This window comes from Pilimelia terevasa (assembly GCF_014647915.1).
GTDB classification, from domain to species: Bacteria; Actinomycetota; Actinomycetes; order Mycobacteriales; family Micromonosporaceae; genus Pilimelia; species Pilimelia terevasa.
On sequence record NZ_BMQC01000008.1, the window covers coordinates 142,843 to 158,014 of the forward strand.

A 15,172-nucleotide genomic window follows, 5' to 3' on the forward strand; every position below is an offset into this window, starting at 1 on the left:
CCCGGTGACGGGTCGACGTGACGGACCGACGTGACGGATCGACCGGTCGGGCACCCGGATCCGGGGTGGACAGGCGCCCGCGCGCGGCCGATTGACCGTACCCTATGGGCCTACCGCTCGGCCGCCTGCGCGAGCCGGGTGTCGAGCCCGTCCAGCACCGCCGGATCCGTCCGGTGGTCGAACGGACCGGCGAAGTGCGCGCCGCTGGCGGCGGCCGCGGCCACCGCGGCGTCGGTCGCCGGCCCCGCGCCGAGCCGGTGCCGCAGGTCGTCACCGCGGACCGCCAGGTCGGCGGCGCCGCAGAGCAGCGTCGGCAGGACCGCGCGCTCGGGTGACAGACAGCCGCGGAAGTAGGCCACCACGTCCGGCCGGCCGTTCAGGAATTCCGCGACGAAACGGGCCGCCCGCCAGCTCAGCGCGGCGCCCGGCCCGCCGGTGCGCAGCCGCAGATCGGCCGGGGGGCGGGTGCGCCAACCCACCGCCAGGCCGTCGGCGGTGTGCAGGCGCAGCAGCGGTTGCAGGCGGTTGACCAGTTCGAGCGGCCGCAGCGTGGCGGCCGCCGCCGCGGGCGAGGGGAGCCGGCGGTGGCGGAACCCGTAGGCGCTGCGCGTGTGCCGCGCCGCGCCGCGCAGGTCCCGGTGGGCCACCACGGCGTCCGCCCTGGACGCCACCAACTCGTCCTCCGCGTGGGCGAGTGGCAGCAGAGGGTAGTCGGTGCCGGTCAGGCTGACGATCCAGTCCACGCTGACCCCCTCCCGGGCGAGCCAGTCGACGCCGCGGAGGTACCGGTCCACCGCGCTGTAGTCGCCGGGCCGGTGCAGGTCGTAGGTGACCGTCACGTCGGGTAGTGCCCGAAGGTCCGATTCGTCCAGCGGCGGCCCATGGACATCGTGGCTGATGTAGACGACGCTGGTGGGGCTGTACCGCCTGATGACCTGCACGAGCCTGGTCAGTCGCGCGGCGGCGGCGCCGGTGTGCGCGGCGGTACCGCGGTCCTGGGCGCCGTGATGCCGGGGGGCGTTGTTCTGGATGTGGTAGCAGAACCGCATGACGTCTATTATCGGCCGTCGTCACCGCCAGCGGCGCCCGATGTGGAGAGCACCCACCGTCGCGAAGCGGTTGTGGGACAAAAGGGAGCGAAACCCCCATGAATGTGTCTCGCCACCCGGAGCCCACCGAGCCGGACGGCCCGGATCTGGCCACGTACCTGCGCTGGCTGCGGCGGCACTGGTGGATCATCGGGATGGGCGCCGTGCTGGGAATGGCCGGCGGGTACCTCGCCGCGGCCGTCCAGACGCCGGTGTACCAGGCCACGACCCAGGTCGTCGTCCGCGCCGTCGAGACCGGGGACAAGAACGGCGCCGTGCAGAACAAGATCAATCTGGACACCGAGGCGCAGGTGGTCCGCTCGCTGGTGGTCGCCGAGAAGGCCCGGGGCGCGCTGGGTACCGCACTCAGCGCCGACCGGATGTCCCGGCGCGTTGGCGTGACCGTCCCGCCCAACAGCCAGGTACTCAACATCACCTACGGCGCCGAGACCGCCCAGGCGGCCCAGGCCGGGTCGCGGGCGCTGGCCGCCGCCTACCTGGATCTGCGCGGCACCGACGCCCGGCGGCGGATGGACGAGGAGCGCAAGGCGCTCGACGGCCAGATCGCCGCGGTCACCAAGCGCCTCGACGGCATCGCCCGGCAGATCGCCCGCGCCAAGGACGAGTCCTCCGAACGGGAGCGGGCGATCGCCGACCGCAACGTGCTCACCGACCAGCTCCGCGGCCTGAACGAACGCCGCAGCCCCCTGGTCGCCAGCGCCGTACACCCCGGCGACATCATCTCCGAGGCGCGCCTGCCGGAGAGTCCCAGCGCCCCCAACGCGATGCTGTACCTCGTCTCCGGCCTCGGCGCCGGCCTCCTGCTGGGCCTGTGCCTGGCGGCGTTCGCCGACCGCCTGGACCGGCGCGTGCGGCACGGCCGCGACCTGGCCGAGCGGTTCGCTCCCGCGGTCCTGATGGAGGCGCCCGGCCAGGTGAACGCCGTCGGCATCGTCGCTCCCGGCCACCCGCTGGCGGCGGAGATCGGGCGGCTGCGCAACGTCCTGGCCACGACAGGGCCGCCCCCGGCGGGCCGGGGCCGCACAGTGCTGGTCACCGGCGCGTCCACCGGGCACGCCGCGGCGTTCGTGGTGGCCAACCTCGCCGCGGCGTACGCCCGCACGGGGCAGCAGGTCGTCGCCGTCTGCGCCACCGCCGACTCGGCACTGGTCAACGTCGCCGCGCCCGGCGGCGCCGCGGCCGGCCTGTCCGACGTCCTGCGCCGCGACACCCCGGCGCTCGCCGCCCTGAGCTCCGTCACGGACCTGCCGTCGCTGCGGGTGCTGCTGCCGGGGGCACTGGACGCCGTCGCCGAACTCCCGCTGGCGGCGCTCGCCGAGACGCTGGACACCCTCGCCGACCGGTTCGACCACGTGCTGGTCCACGCGGCCTCGCCCCGGGTCAGCGTCGAGGCGCAGGCGCTCGCCAACCACGTCGACGCCGTACTCGTGGTGGCGGAGTCCGGCCGGACCAGACGGACGGAGGTGGCCGGGGCGATCGCACGGTTCGACCAGGTGGGCGTCGAGGTCGCCGGGCTGGCGCTGGCCCCCCGCGTCCCGGACGGCGTGGTACCGCGCCGGGTGCCCCCGACCCAGCTTCCCGGCCGCGGGCGTCCCGCGGTCGCGGCGGCGCCGGTACCCACGACGCCCGCCAGCGCTGGCCCGGCACGCCGGCCGGCCGACGACTCGACGATGATCCTGCCGCGGATGATCGAGGTGGCACCGCCGCCCGCCCCGGGGCGGATGCAGGCCAACGGGCGGGCGGTTCCCCGCCAGGCCGCCCCGGATCCCCGCGAAAGCGCCCGGTGACCTGCGCCGCGCGACCGTCCGGCGGGGCGGACATCCGGTGACCGCGGCGGTGGTACCGGTCCGACGGCCGGCGCCCCGCCCGGCTCCGCCCCCGCACGCGCGACTGCGCCTCCCGCGCGCGTGGCCACTGGCCGCGCTGCTGACCCTGTACCCGCTCTGGTGGGTGCTCGGCCTCTCCCCGGTGATCTTCGTGGTGCTGGCGGTCCCCATGGTGGCCCAGCTCGCGCGCCGCGGGCGCGTCGCGGTCCCGGCAGGTTTCTGGATCTGGCTCATCCTGCTCGCCTGGGTCGTCCTGGCGGTCCTGATGCTCGACTTCACCGCACCGGGCACCCTGCCGCCCGCCGGGTCCGGGCGGTACATCGGCTGGACGATCCGCACGCTGAACTACCTGGCGGTGACCGTTCTGCTGCTGTACGTGTACAACCTGGACGAGCGGGAGCTGCCGCGCCGCCGGCTGATCCGGTGGCTGGCCCTGCTGGCGGTCTGGGTCGTCCTGGGCGGGTTCCTCGGCCTGCTGCTGCCGAAGGTGCGGTTCGCGGCGCCCGTGGTGCACCTGCTGCCGCCCGGCATCGCCGCCGACCCGTTCGTCAAGCGCATCATGCTCATCGAGTTCGCGCAGGTCCAGGAGATCATCGGCGGGACGGCGTCCGCGCGGCCCGCGGCGCCGTTCGACTTCACCAACACCTGGGGCGAGAACCTGGCGGTCCTGCTGGTGTGGTTCGCCGTCGGCTGGCTGATCCTGGCCCGGGGCTGGCGCCGGCTCGCCGGCCTGACGGTCCTCGGCGCGGCGCTCGTCCCCGTCATCGGGTCGCTGAACCGGGGCCTGTGGCTGGGCCTGGGCCTGGTCGCGGTGTACGTCGCCGTCCGGCTGGGCGCCCGCGGACGGCTGCGCGCCCTCGTCACCCTCGGCGGCGCCGCGGCGATCGTGGCCGCCGTGGTCGCCCTCTCCCCGCTCGGCCACACGATCGGCGGCCGGATCGCCCACGGCCACAGCGACCGGATCCGCGCCACCCTGACCGCCAGCGCGTACCAGGCGGCGAACGCCTCGCCGATCCTGGGCTTCGGCGGCAACCGGGCGCTCGTGGGCAGCAACCGCTCCATCGCCGTCGGCAAGCGACCCGGGTGCGCCCAGTGCGGCAACCGCGAGATCGGCTCCGACGGGCAGTTCGGCAACCTGCTCGTGGGCCAGGGGTGGGTCGGCCTGCTCTGCTACAACGGCTTCTTCCTGTGGGCGCTGTGGGCGTACCGGCGGGACAGATCGGTCGTGGGCATCGCCGCCAGCGCCACCGTCGTGCTGCTGCTGTGGTTCCAGTTCGCCTACAACTCGCTGCCGACCACCCTGGGCTTCGTCATGATCGGGGTCGGCCTCCTGGCCAGGGCGGCGACGCCGCGCCGGCCGGTCCGGGCGCAGGTGCGCCCGTGACCGACTCCCGCTCCTCCTACCTGCACACGCTCGCCGCGCAGGTCTGGCCGGCGCCCGCGCGGCCGGCGGTGCGGCGGGGCGGACCGGGCTACGTGGTGGTCCCAGGCGTCCGCGACCCGCGGCTCCTGGTGTCCGGCTCCGGCCGGGCGGCCGCGGCGGCGGTCCGGGCGTCCCTGGTGCCGCCGACCCGCAGAGCCCGGCTGCGCCAGGCCGCCGTCGGGGCGCTGTTCCGGGTCGGCCTGGGGCGACTCGCGTTCCGGTACCGGCTCGACCCCGGCGACCCGCAGGGGGTTGGGCTCGACCGCCACCTCGCCGCGGTGTGCGGGTCCGAGGTGCGCCTGTCCGCCCACCTCGGACCGCCGCGCGCCACCCGCAAGCCCGTCCTCCAGTTGCGTACCCCGGCCGGTGCACCGGCCGGCTACGCCAAGCTGGGCGTGGACCCCCTCACCTGCCGGCTCGTCGCCGCCGAGGCGGCGGCCCTGCGCCGACTGGCCGGCCTCGATCTCGGCCCGGTCGTCGTCCCGCACCTTCGGCACCACGGCCGCTGGCGGGGCGCGGAGCTGCTTGTCCAGTCGGCGCTGCCGGTACACCTGCCGCCGGCGACCCCGGCGGCGGCCGCCGCCGCGGTCCGGGACGCCATGGTCGAGGTCTCCCGGGCGGCCGGCGTGCGCCGCGGGCGCCTGCGCGGCAGCGGGTACGCGGCCGGCCTGGCCGCCCGTGTCACCGCGCTCGGGCCGCGTCCCGAGCGCCCGCGGCTCGCCGCGCTGCTGGCCCGCGCCGGGGCGGAGGATCCGGTGACGGCGTTCGGCTGCTGGCACGGCGACTGGAACGGCGGGAACGGCCTGGCGCTGGCGGACGGCCGGGTGCTGGTGTGGGACTGGGAGCGGTTCGCCGAGGACGTACCCGTCGGCTTCGACGCGCTGCACCACCGTCTCCAGCGGGACTTCTCCGCGGGCGTGGCGCCCTGGAGGGCGGCCGCGGGGCTGCTGCGCGACGCCGCCGGGTGCCTGCGGCAGTTCGACCAGCCGGCGCCGGCCGCGCTGATCGCCCTGCTGTACCTGGTGGATCTCGCCGCCCGGTACCTCGCCGACGGCCAGCGGGCGGCCGGGTCCGCGGTCGGCGACGTGGGCGCCTGGCTTGTCCCGGCCGCCGAGGAACACCTGGAGAGGAGCCGGTCGCGATGACTGTCAGGCAGTGGGCGTACCAGGGGCTGCGTACGGCCACGCGCACCTACGGGCGGTGGACCGCCGGGTCCCGGCTCGACCCCGGCTTCCTCATCGTCGGTGCGCAGCGGTGCGGCACGACGTCGCTGTACAAGACGCTCGCGCAGCACCCGTCGGTCCTGCCCGCCGTCTGGCACAAGGGCGCCCACTACTTCGACACCGGGTACCACCGGCCGCGGGCCTGGTACCGCGGACACTTCCCCACCCGCCGGCAGGCCGAGGCCGCGGCACGGCGGCACGGCGGCACGGCGCTCACCGGCGAGTCCAGCCCGTACTACATGTTCCACCCGGCCGCCGCCGCGCGGATCGCGCGGGACCTGCCCGGCGTCCGGCTGCTCGCACTGCTGCGCGACCCGGTGGAGCGGGCCTACTCGGCCCACTCCCACGAGCTGGCCCGCGGCTTCGAGACCCTGCCCTTCGCCGACGCGCTGGCGGCCGAGGCGGACCGCACCGCGGATGCCGCGGCGGTCCTGGCCGCCGGCCCCCGGGCGGCCCACCACAGCCACCAGCACCACGCGTACCTCGCCCGGGGGCGGTACGTGGAGCAGCTCACCCGGCTGGCCGCCGCGGTCGGCCGGGAACGGCTGCACGTGGTGGACGCCGACGACTTCTTCACCGACCCGCGGCCGGCCTTCGACGGCGTCTGCGACTTCCTGGGCCTGGCGACCGGCGCGGACATCAGGTTCGGCCGGCACAACGCCCGGTCGCGCGCGCCGATGCCGGCGGACCTGCGCGCGCGCCTCGACGCGCACTTCCGGCCGTACGACGAGCGACTCGCGACCTGGTGGGGCCGGGTGCCGTCGTGGCGGCGGTGACGGCCGAGCGGTCGGGCGTCCGCGGGGCGGGCCGGCACGCCGTCGCCAACCTCGTCGGCGCCGCCCTCACCGCCCTGGCCGGCGTCGCCCTGCACGTCGTCGTGACGCGGGCCTGGACCCCGGCCGAGGCCGGCCTGTTCTTTGTGGCCAGCAGCCTGTTTCTCGTCGGCGCGGCGGTGGCCGTGCTGGGCAGCAACGTCGGGGCCGTCTACTTCGTCAGCCGGTACCGGGCGCTGGGCCGGACACCGGAGATCCGGCCGGTCCTGGTCGCCGGGCTCCTGCCGGTCGCCGCTGCGAGCCTCCTCGTGGCCGTTCTCGGCTGGCTGGCGGCGCCGTGGCTGGTCGACACGCTCGCCGACTCGCCGGGCGTGGCCCGCGACGAGGTGGTGGCCGCTGTCCGGGTGCTGTTGCCGTTCGTCCCGTGCGCGGCGGCGGCCGAGTTCGCGCTGGCCGCCTGCCGTGGCTTCGGGGCCATGCGGCCGCTGCTGTTGATCGAGCGCCTCGGGCGCAGCGCCCTGCAACTCGCGGCGGTCGCCGCGGTGGCGGCATGGGGGCTCTCGGCCGGTACCGCGCTCCCGCTGGCGTGGGTGGCACCCTCCCTGCCGGCGGCGCTCGCGGCCGCGGTGTGGCTCGCCGTCCTGGTGCGCCGGGCCGGCGGCGGGGCGGGCGGTCCGGGGTCGGCGTGGCGCGGGCAGTGGCGGCCGTTCTGGCGGTACACCGGCCCCCGGGCGCTGGCCAACCTGCTCCAGGTGATGCTCCAACGCCTCGACATCGTCCTGGTGGGGGTGCTGCGCGGCGTCGCGGACGCCGCCGTCTACACGGCGGCGACCCGCTTCCTGGTGGTGGGCCAGCTGGCCGGGCAGGCCCTGTCGACCTCGGTCCAGCACCGCCTCGCGGCCCACCTCGCCACCGGCGACCGGGCGGCGGCGGGGGCGCTGTACCAGGCGGCCACGGGGTGGCTCGTGCTGCTGTCCTGGCCGGTGTACCTCGGCGGCGCCCTGCTCGCGGAACCGGTCCTCGCCCTGTTCGGACCCGGCTACACCGCGGGCCGGACAGTGCTCGTGGTGCTGGCGCTGACGATGCTCGTGGCCACCGGATGCGGCATGGTGGACGCGGTGCTGATGATGGCGGGGCGCACCTCGTGGACGCTGTACAACGCAGCGGCGGCAGGGACCGTCAACATCGCGGCGAACCTGTGGTGGATTCCCGCCCACGGCATCCTCGGCGCCGCCGCCGCGTGGTCGCTGGCGATCCTGCTCAACAATCTCGTGCCGCTCCTCCAGTTGCACCGCGCCTGCGGGCTGCACCCCTTCGGGCGGGGGACCCGGCTCGCGGCCGGGCTGGCGATGAGCTGCTTCGGCGTGCTGCCGCTGGCGGTGCGCGCGGTGGCGGGCGCGGGATCGGCGCCGGCGGCGGCGGCGCTCGCGGTCGGCGCGGCGGCGTACGCGGCGGCGGCGTGGCGCTGGCGCGGCCCCCTGCACCTGGACTCGCTGCGCGCCCTCCGCCGAGCGGCGCCCGCCACCACCTGAGCATCGCCGGGCGGGCACGGGATGTCGGTGACCGCATGATCGACGAAGTCACATCCGACGAAACGGACGCCAGGGTGGAGCGGGCCGCGGGTTTGCGGTCAGGATGGGTCCGTCCACAGTCGGGCCAGCGGTCGGGGTGAATGCGGTGAATCGGGTGTGCCATCGAGCGGTCGGCCTGCTGGTGATGGGTCTGGTGGCGGTAGCCGGGTGCCCCGGCCCGGCTGACGCCGCGGCTGCGGTGTCGGCCGAGACCCGCGCCGCCAACCCCGACACCGGGATGCTGGCGACGGTGCCGTCGGCGCGTACGCCGGACGTCCGCGACGGTGCGGTGGACGCGATCGTGGACCTCGGCGACACCGTGGTCGTCGGCGGCGACTTCACCCAGGCCCGCGACCCCGGCGGCGGTACGGCCGCCGCCCGCCGCCACCTGCTCGCCTTCGCCAAGGCCACCGGCCGCGTCGACCCGGCGTTCGCCCCGGTGGTCAACGGGGAGGTCCGGGCGGTCGCCGCGGGTCCGATCCCCGGCACGGTGTTCGTCGCCGGGCGCTTCGCCACGGTCAACGGCGTGCGGCAGCCGCGGCTCGCGCTGCTGCGCGTGCGGGACGGCGGCCTCGTCGCCGGCTTCCGGCCGCCCGTCCTCAACGGCGCGGTCAAGGACCTGCGGCTGGTCGGCGACCGGCTGCTGGTGGGCGGCTCGTTCACCCGCGCGGGCGTGGCCCGGCGGGTGGGCCTGGCCTCGCTGGACGCCCGTACGGGCCGGCTGGACGACTACCTGACGGCGGCGCTGTCGGGCAACCACAACTACGCGGGCACGGGCGCCCGCGCGCCGGTCGGGGTGGAGAATCTCGCGGTCTCGCCGGACCGCCGGCACCTCGTGGTGATCGGCAACTTCCGGCGGGTGGACGGGGTGACCCACCGGCAGATCGTCCGGTTCGACCTCGGCGCGCGAACGGCCCGGGTGCGGGACTGGCGGACCGACGCGTTCGCGCCGGCCTGCAACGCCCACGCCTTCGACCACTGGGTCCGGGACGTCGCCTTCGCGCCGGACGGCGGCTACTTCGTCGTGGTCACCACCGGCGCCCACTTCCCGGGGACCCTGTGCGACAGCGTGACGCGGTGGGAGACGGGCCGGCGCGGTCCGGGCCAGCAGCCGACGTGGGCGAACCACTCCGGCGGCGACACCTTCCTGTCCGTCGCGGTCGGCCGGTCGTCGGTGTTCGTCGGCGGGCACTTCCGCTGGCTGAACAACCCGCTCGGCGCGGACGTCGCGGAGCCCGGCGCGGTGGGCCGGGCGAGCATCGCGGCGCTGGACCCGGCCAGCGGCCTGCCGCAGCGGTGGAACCCGGGCCGCAACCCGCGCGGGTACGGGGTGGACGAGATGCACCTGACGCGGGACGGGCTGTGGCTGGGCAGCGACACGCGCTACCTGGGCAACAAGGAGCACCAGCGGGAACGGATCGCCTTCCTGCCGTTCGGGCCGGCGGCGGTCCACTCACGGGCGGTCGCCGCGCTGCCCGGCCGGGTGTACCAGTTCGGCGCCGCCCACCGGGTGCGGGAGTACGACGGGGACCGGCAGGTCGGGCCGCCGGCGGAGCTGGCGGGCGTCACGGCCGACTGGCGGCGCGCGCGCGGCGCGTTCTGGGTGGGCGGCACCCTGTTCTACGGCGAGGGGGGCACCCTGCGGCGGCGGGCCTTCTCCGGCCGGGCGCTCGGGGAGCCGGCGGTGGTGGACCCGTACCACGATCCGAAGTGGGACACGGTGCTCACCGGGTCCAAGCCGGACCTGGGCCAGACCTACGCCGGAGTGGCCACGTCGTTCCACGCGCAACTGCCGCAGGTGTCCGGCATGTTCTACGCCGACGGCCGGCTGTACTACGCCCTGACGGGCCGGCCCGGCCTGTACTGGCGCTGGTTCGACCCGGACAGCGGCACGGTCGGCGCGGTACCGGAGACGGTGCCCGGGGTGACCGGCCTGGCGGCGACGACAGGGATCTTCGTGGCGGGCGGCCACTTCTACGCCGCCTACGTGACGACCGGGTCGTTGCTGCGACGAGCCTGGACGGCCGGCGTCGGCCCCACCGGCCCGGCGACCGCGGTCAGCGGGCCGAAGCTCGACGGCACCGACTGGCGGTCACCGCTGACGTTCGTCGGCCCGTGACCCGGGGCTGTCCCGCCGCGGCGCGGCGGGGCGGCTCAGGCCGCCGCGTCCGTCGCCTGGGTCCAGACCCGCAGGATGTCCCGGACCGAGATGACCCCGAGGACCTCGCTGCCGTCCAGCACCACCAGGTGCCGGAAGCCGCCGCGGACCATCGCCGCGGCGGCGGCCTCCACGGTCCAGGCGGGGCCGGCGTAGACGACGTCCCATGTCAGGTGGGAGCCGGTGCGCTCGGTGTCCGGGTCGAGGCCCCGGCCGATGGCCATGAGCACGTCCCGCTCGGTGATGATCCCGACCCCCTCCGAGTCCGGGTCCAGCACCACCGCCGAGCCGACCCTGCGCTCGGCCATCAGCGTCGCCGTCTGTCGCAGCGTGTGCTCCGGGCCCACCGTCAGGACCAGGGCAGCCATCGCTTCGCGTACATGCATTCCCATCACCCCTTACGCACCGTACGGACATCGTGGCGGCCAGGGTGGCAAGTCTCAAGACTTGTACTTTTCCGGCGCTTATGAGGGTGGATCGCGGTATGGGGCCGGGTGCCCGGTTCGGCCGCCCCGCCCGGCCGGGTCGGGACCGGCCCGACGGATAGGATCACCGGACCGCCACGTCGAAGGGACCACTCCATGATCGGGCTCGTACTCGCGGCCGGCGCCGGGCGGCGGCTGCGTCCGTACACGGACACGCTGCCCAAGGCCCTGGTCCCGGTCGACGGCGAAATCACCATCCTGGACATCGCGCTGCGCAACCTGGCCGAGGTCGGGCTGACCGACGTGGCCGTGGTCGTCGGCTACCGGGCCGAGGCGGTCCAGGCCCGCCGGGCGGCGCTGGAGGAGCGGTACGGCGTGCGGCTCACCCTGGTCCACAACGACCGGGCCGAGGAGTGGAACAACGCGTACTCCCTGTGGCTGGCCCGCGACCACTTCGCCGCGGGCGCGCTGCTGGTCAACGGCGACACCGTCCACCCGGTCAGCGTCGAGAAGACCCTGCTGGCCCAGCGCGGACCCGGCGTCCTGCTGGCCGTCGACGACGTCAAGGCGCTGGCCGAGGAGGAGATGAAGACCGTCTTCGACGCCGAGGGCCGGCTCACCCGGATCACCAAGCTGATGCCGCCGGAGGCGGCGTTCGGCGAGTACATCGGCGCCACCCTGATCGAGCCGCACGCTGCCGGGCCGCTGGCCGAGGCGCTGAAGGCGACCTGGGAGCGGGACCCGGACCTGTACTACGAGGACGGCTACCAGGAGTTCGCCGCGCGCGGCGGGGAGGTCCGGGCGGCCACGATCGGCACGGTCGATTGGGTGGAGGTCGACAACCACGCCGACCTGACCCGGGCCCGGGAGATCGCGTGCCGCTACTAGCCCGCACGGTTAACACCCCGCTGGCCATCGAGGTCCGGCGCGGGGCGATCGCCGAACTGGGGCCGCTGCTCGCCGACCGGCGGATCTCGGCCGGCGGCGACGTGGCCCTGGTCGTCGGCCCCGGACAGGGGGAGCGGATCGCCGACCTGTGCCGGCCGGGGCTGGGCCGCGCCGACCTGTTCCCGGTCACCGGGGGGACGCTCGACGCCGCCCACGACCTGGGGGACCAGTTGCGCGCCCGCAGCTACGACGCGGTGGTCGGGATCGGCGGCGGCAAGACCATTGACACCGCGAAGTACGCGGCCTCGCGGTACGCCGTACCGATGGTGACCGTGGCGACGTCGCTGGCCAACGACGGCATCGCCTCGCCGGTGGCCTCGCTGGAGCACCAGGGCCGCAAGGGCTCCTACGGCGTGCACATCCCGATCGCCGTCGTCGTCGACCTCGACTTCGTCGAGGACGGGCCGGACGCCCAGACCCGGGCCGGCGTCGGCGACGCGGTCAGCAACCTCAACGCCGTCGCCGACTGGGAACTCGCCCACCGGGTCCGGGGCGAGCCGCTGGACGGCCTGGCGGTGACGCTCGCCCGGACCGGGGCGGAGGCGCTGCTCAACCACCCGGGCGGCATCGCCGACGACGACTTCCTGACGGTCCTGGCCGAGGCGCTGATCCTCGGCGGGCTGGCGATGGCGGTGTGCGGGTCGAGCCGGCCGGCCTCCGGCGGCTGCCACGAGATCTCGCACGCGCTCGACGAGCTGGCCCCCGGCACCGCGTCGCACGGGGCGCAGGTGGGGCTCGGGGCGCTGGTGTGCACGTACCTGCGCGGCGAGCGGTCGCGGTTCGCCCAGCTCGCCCGCTGCCTGCACCGGCACGGCCTGCCGCGGACCGCCGCCGAGCTGGGCGTCGACGACGACCTGCTGGCCGAGGCGCTGGTCCGGGCGCCGCAGACCCGACCCGACCGGTACACGATCCTGGAACACCTGGACCTGGACCGCGTGGCGGCGGGCACCCGCCTGGCAGACTACGCCGATGCCCTCGCCGCAGTCGCCGTCTGAGCCGGCCCGCCAGTCCCGCCCCGCCCACCGGTACGCCGACTTCTACGCGGTCAACCGCGGCGGCGGCCTGTTCTCCGAGGCGGTGAGCCAGCGGCTCGGCGCGCTGATCGCGCTCGGCGGCGCGCGGGCACGGCTGACGCCGCGGGCGCTGACGCTGGTGAACCTGCTCCTCGGGCTGGCCACGTCGGTCACCGTGGTCGCGCTCGCCGGGGCGGTGGCCGCCGGGCGGTCGCCCGCGTGGCCGGTCGGCCTCGCCGCGCTGCTCGGCTGGCAGGCCGCGTACGCGTTCGACTGCGCGGACGGCCAGCTCGCCCGGGTGACCGGCCGCAGCAGCCCGCGCGGCGCGCGCCTGGACATCCTCTGCGACGTCGCCGCGCAGATCGCCCTGGTCACGGCCCTGGCGGCGACGGCGGCGGCCCAGCGCCCGGACACCCCGGGCTGGCTCCTGGCGGCCTTCGCCGGCACCTGGATGGTCAACCTGGTGACGTCGGTCCTGGCGAGCGGGCCCCAGGCGGAGAGCCTGGTGACCTCGACGGCACCGGCGGCGCGCGCGGTGAAGCTCGTGCGCGACTACGGCGCGGTGGTCGCGCTGGCGGGCGTGGTGCTGACGGTCGCGCCGGCGGCGACGGTCTGGGTGGTGACCGCCTTCACCCTCGTCAACGGCGGCTTCCTGCTGGCCAGCATCGCCGCCGCGACCCGACCGACCCCCGGCACCCCGGCCGCGCCCCGCCCCTGAGCCCGGCTACCGGGCCACCGCCGCGTACACCGCCAGCAACTGCGCGGTCACCACGTCCGGGTGGAAGGTCGCCAGGTACCGGTCCCGCGCCGCCCCCGCCAGGCCCGGTGCCGCCGCCCGGACCGCCGGCAGGGCGGCGGCCAGGTCGTCGGCCCGCGGCGGCACCACCCAGCCGGCCGCGCCGGCCGTGAGCGCGGTGACCGGGCTCGCCGCCCCGGGCGCCACCGCCGCCCCCACGCCCACCAGGTACGGCACGCCGCCGAGCGCGGTGCCGAGCACCGGGCGTCCCGCGGCGAGCGCCTCGATCACGACGGTCGGCAGGACGTCGTGCCAGGTCGGTACCGCCAGCACCACCGACGAGGCGGCCAGCGCCGCGCGGACGCCGTCGCGGTCCAGCGGGCCGAGGTAGCTGACGTCCGCGCGGCTGGCCGCGGCCCGCTCGGCCAGCTCCCGCTGCGGGCCGTCGCCGGCCAGCCGCAGCGGCCCCAGGGCGCCGTCGGGGTGCCGGTGCCAGGCGTCCAGCAGCAGGCCGAGGCCCTTCTCGGGGGCGAACCGGCCGTAGAACAGGAAGCCGTCGCCGGCCGGTGCCGGCGGGCCGGGGTCCGGGATGGAGTTCGGCTTGACCGCGATCCGGTCGGCGGGGATGCCGTAGTCGCCCAGGTGGGCGGCGATGCCGGAGGTGAGGGCCAGGTACCGGTCGACGGACCGCCAGGTGGGCCGGTGCGCGGCGAGTGCCACCGCCATGACCGCGCTCTGCGCCCGGCTGTCCCGGTAGCAGGCGTGGCGCACCCCCGGCCAGCCCAGCGCCCGGCCCCGGCAGTCGGTGCAGATCCCGCCGTCGCGGAAGTACAGGCCGGGGGAGCAGACCTGGCGGTAGTTGTGCACCGTCTGCACCACGGGCACCCCGTGCCGGTGCGCGGTGCGGACCACCCACGGCGACAGCAGCGGGTACGGGTTGTGCAGGTGCAGGACGTCGGGCCGGGTCCGGCGCAGGAGCGCGGCCAGCTCGCGCTGCGCGCGCCCGTTGTACAGCGGCGAGGCGGGCAGCAGCGCCTTGTCGAGCGTGGACATGGCGGGGATGTCGTCGGAGTCGCGCAGGAACGGCAGCACCTGCGCCCCCGCGGCGCGCAGCTCGGCGATGTCCTGGTCGACGATCACGTTCTCCCCGGAGGGCAGGACACTGCGGTACCGGTTGTGCGCCACGACCACCTTCACCCGCCCAACCTATCGCCGCCGCCGGGCGGCCGGTCTACCGCCAGGCGGGCGGCGCCGGCAGCGGCCCCGGCGGGTGTACGTGGAGGGTGGTGGCGGTGGGCCGCCCGGCGAGCCACATCAGCAGCGTCGGCGAGGTCGCGCGGACGGTCCGCAGCGGGCGCCGGCCCAGCGGCAGCCGCTGCCCGGTGTCGGTGGCGTGCAGCAGCAGGTCGGCGAGCGCCCCGCCGCGGCGCAGTGCCGCGGCGGTGTCGGCCAGTTCCTGGTGGACGAACGACGGCGCCCAGTGCCGCGGGGTGTAGGCCACCGCCAGGTCCACGTGGTGGATCTCCAGCTCGCGCAGCCGGCTGGGCAGGACCGCGCGGGCGGGGCGGTGGACGCCGCCGAGCCAGCGCACGTACCGGTCCCAGCGGTCGGCGGGGTGCGCGAGCACGGCGCGCCGGAGCCGGGCGGCGGAGGCGGCGAGGTCCGCGCGGATCGCGGCCAGCGGCCGGTTCGCCCCGTGGGCGATCTCCCGTTCGCGGTCCTGCCCGCTGGTGTACTGGGGGATGTCCGCGCCGGTGCGGGCGGCGGTCAGCAGCCGGACCCGGGAGTCGGCGCCGCGGGCGAGGTGGGTGAGGACGTGGGCCCGGGACCAGCCGGGCAGCAGCGAGGGCCGCCGGGCGTCCCCCTCGCCGAGCGCGGCGGCCGCGCCGAGCAGCCGGGACGTGGCGTCGTCCAGGGCACACAGCCAGGCCGTCGCGACGGCCCGTTCGGAGTGGATGGCCATGGTT

The 15,172-nt window shown here is 76.3% G+C and carries 13 protein-coding genes; 9 read left to right on the top strand and 4 right to left on the bottom strand.

The genetic code is table 11. The features are described 5' to 3' along the window. Window positions 1–110 precede the first annotated feature (110 nt). The gene (locus tag IEY75_RS13325) at window positions 111–1,049 is read right to left on the bottom strand and encodes a hypothetical protein (RefSeq protein ID WP_189114633.1); all 939 of its coding nucleotides are present in this window, start codon (window positions 1,047–1,049) and stop codon (window positions 111–113) included. A 98-nt stretch (window positions 1,050–1,147) separates the two neighbouring features. On the opposite strand from IEY75_RS13325, the gene IEY75_RS13330 reads away from it, so the two are divergent. From IEY75_RS13330 to IEY75_RS13355, 6 genes are all read left to right on the top strand, one after another. After that, window positions 1,148–2,896: a Wzz/FepE/Etk N-terminal domain-containing protein gene (locus IEY75_RS13330; protein ID WP_189114634.1), complete on the top strand. Its 1,749-nt coding sequence runs from the start codon at window positions 1,148–1,150 to the stop codon at window positions 2,894–2,896. Window positions 2,897–2,933: 37 nt separating this feature from the next. Further along, window positions 2,934–4,319 (top strand): O-antigen ligase family protein, encoded by a 1,386-nt coding sequence (locus IEY75_RS13335; RefSeq protein WP_189114635.1) that lies wholly within the window; start codon window positions 2,934–2,936, stop codon window positions 4,317–4,319. Beyond that, on the top strand, window positions 4,316–5,503 hold the full coding sequence (locus IEY75_RS13340) for a hypothetical protein (RefSeq protein ID WP_189114636.1): 1,188 nt from the start codon (window positions 4,316–4,318) through the stop codon (window positions 5,501–5,503). The genes IEY75_RS13335 and IEY75_RS13340 overlap by 4 nt, the downstream gene beginning before the upstream one ends. Beyond that, window positions 5,500–6,357 carry a sulfotransferase gene (locus IEY75_RS13345; RefSeq protein WP_189114637.1) on the top strand — a complete coding sequence of 286 codons (858 nt, stop codon included), beginning with the start codon at window positions 5,500–5,502 and terminating at the stop codon, window positions 6,355–6,357. The genes IEY75_RS13340 and IEY75_RS13345 overlap by 4 nt, the downstream gene beginning before the upstream one ends. After that, on the top strand, window positions 6,345–7,886 hold the full coding sequence (locus IEY75_RS13350; protein WP_229789649.1) for a lipopolysaccharide biosynthesis protein: 1,542 nt from the start codon (window positions 6,345–6,347) through the stop codon (window positions 7,884–7,886). The genes IEY75_RS13345 and IEY75_RS13350 overlap by 13 nt, the downstream gene beginning before the upstream one ends. A gap of 145 nt (window positions 7,887–8,031) precedes the next feature. Next, the gene (locus IEY75_RS13355) at window positions 8,032–10,044 is read left to right on the top strand and encodes a hypothetical protein (protein ID WP_189114638.1); all 2,013 of its coding nucleotides are present in this window, start codon (window positions 8,032–8,034) and stop codon (window positions 10,042–10,044) included. A 35-nt stretch (window positions 10,045–10,079) separates the two neighbouring features. Here the strand turns inward: IEY75_RS13355 and IEY75_RS13360 are convergent, their stop codons facing one another. Continuing rightward, on the bottom strand, window positions 10,080–10,469 hold the full coding sequence (locus IEY75_RS13360; RefSeq protein ID WP_189114639.1) for a CBS domain-containing protein: 390 nt from the start codon (window positions 10,467–10,469) through the stop codon (window positions 10,080–10,082). A gap of 195 nt (window positions 10,470–10,664) precedes the next feature. Here IEY75_RS13360 and IEY75_RS13365 point away from each other — a divergent pair, with 195 nt between their 5' ends. The 3 genes from IEY75_RS13365 to IEY75_RS13375 are packed head-to-tail and all read left to right on the top strand — an operon-like array spanning window position 10,665 to window position 13,187. Then, window positions 10,665–11,396, top strand: coding sequence for a phosphocholine cytidylyltransferase family protein (locus tag IEY75_RS13365; RefSeq protein ID WP_189114640.1), 732 nt, complete (start codon window positions 10,665–10,667; stop codon window positions 11,394–11,396). Beyond that, window positions 11,384–12,451, top strand: a complete 1,068-nt coding sequence (locus tag IEY75_RS13370) for an iron-containing alcohol dehydrogenase family protein (protein ID WP_189114641.1) — start codon at window positions 11,384–11,386, stop codon at window positions 12,449–12,451. The genes IEY75_RS13365 and IEY75_RS13370 overlap by 13 nt, the downstream gene beginning before the upstream one ends. Continuing rightward, window positions 12,426–13,187 (top strand): CDP-alcohol phosphatidyltransferase family protein, encoded by a 762-nt coding sequence (locus IEY75_RS13375; protein WP_189114642.1) that lies wholly within the window; start codon window positions 12,426–12,428, stop codon window positions 13,185–13,187. The genes IEY75_RS13370 and IEY75_RS13375 overlap by 26 nt, the downstream gene beginning before the upstream one ends. Window positions 13,188–13,193: 6 nt before the next feature. On the opposite strand, the gene IEY75_RS13380 is transcribed toward IEY75_RS13375, so the two are convergent. Beyond that, window positions 13,194–14,402, bottom strand: a complete 1,209-nt coding sequence (locus IEY75_RS13380; protein WP_189114643.1) for a glycosyltransferase — start codon at window positions 14,400–14,402, stop codon at window positions 13,194–13,196. Window positions 14,403–14,436: 34 nt separating this feature from the next. Further along, complete coding sequence (locus tag IEY75_RS13385) at window positions 14,437–15,168, bottom strand: maleylpyruvate isomerase family mycothiol-dependent enzyme (protein ID WP_189114644.1); 732 nt, start codon at window positions 15,166–15,168, stop codon at window positions 14,437–14,439. Window positions 15,169–15,172 lie beyond the last annotated feature (4 nt).

Excerpts from the sequence above, each read along its gene's own strand:
- IEY75_RS13365 (WP_189114640.1), top strand. The coding sequence starts at position 10,665 with ATGATCGGGCTCGTACTCGCGGCCGGCGCCGGGCGGCGGCTGCGTCCG.
- IEY75_RS13375 (WP_189114642.1), top strand. The coding sequence starts at position 12,426 with ATGCCCTCGCCGCAGTCGCCGTCTGAGCCGGCCCGCCAGTCCCGCCCC.
- IEY75_RS13360 (WP_189114639.1), bottom strand. The coding sequence starts at position 10,469 with ATGCATGTACGCGAAGCGATGGCTGCCCTGGTCCTGACGGTGGGCCCG.
- IEY75_RS13325 (WP_189114633.1), bottom strand. The coding sequence starts at position 1,049 with ATGCGGTTCTGCTACCACATCCAGAACAACGCCCCCCGGCATCACGGC.
- IEY75_RS13385 (WP_189114644.1), bottom strand. The coding sequence starts at position 15,168 with ATGGCCATCCACTCCGAACGGGCCGTCGCGACGGCCTGGCTGTGTGCC.
- IEY75_RS13345 (WP_189114637.1), top strand. The coding sequence starts at position 5,500 with ATGACTGTCAGGCAGTGGGCGTACCAGGGGCTGCGTACGGCCACGCGC.
- IEY75_RS13330 (WP_189114634.1), top strand. The coding sequence starts at position 1,148 with ATGAATGTGTCTCGCCACCCGGAGCCCACCGAGCCGGACGGCCCGGAT.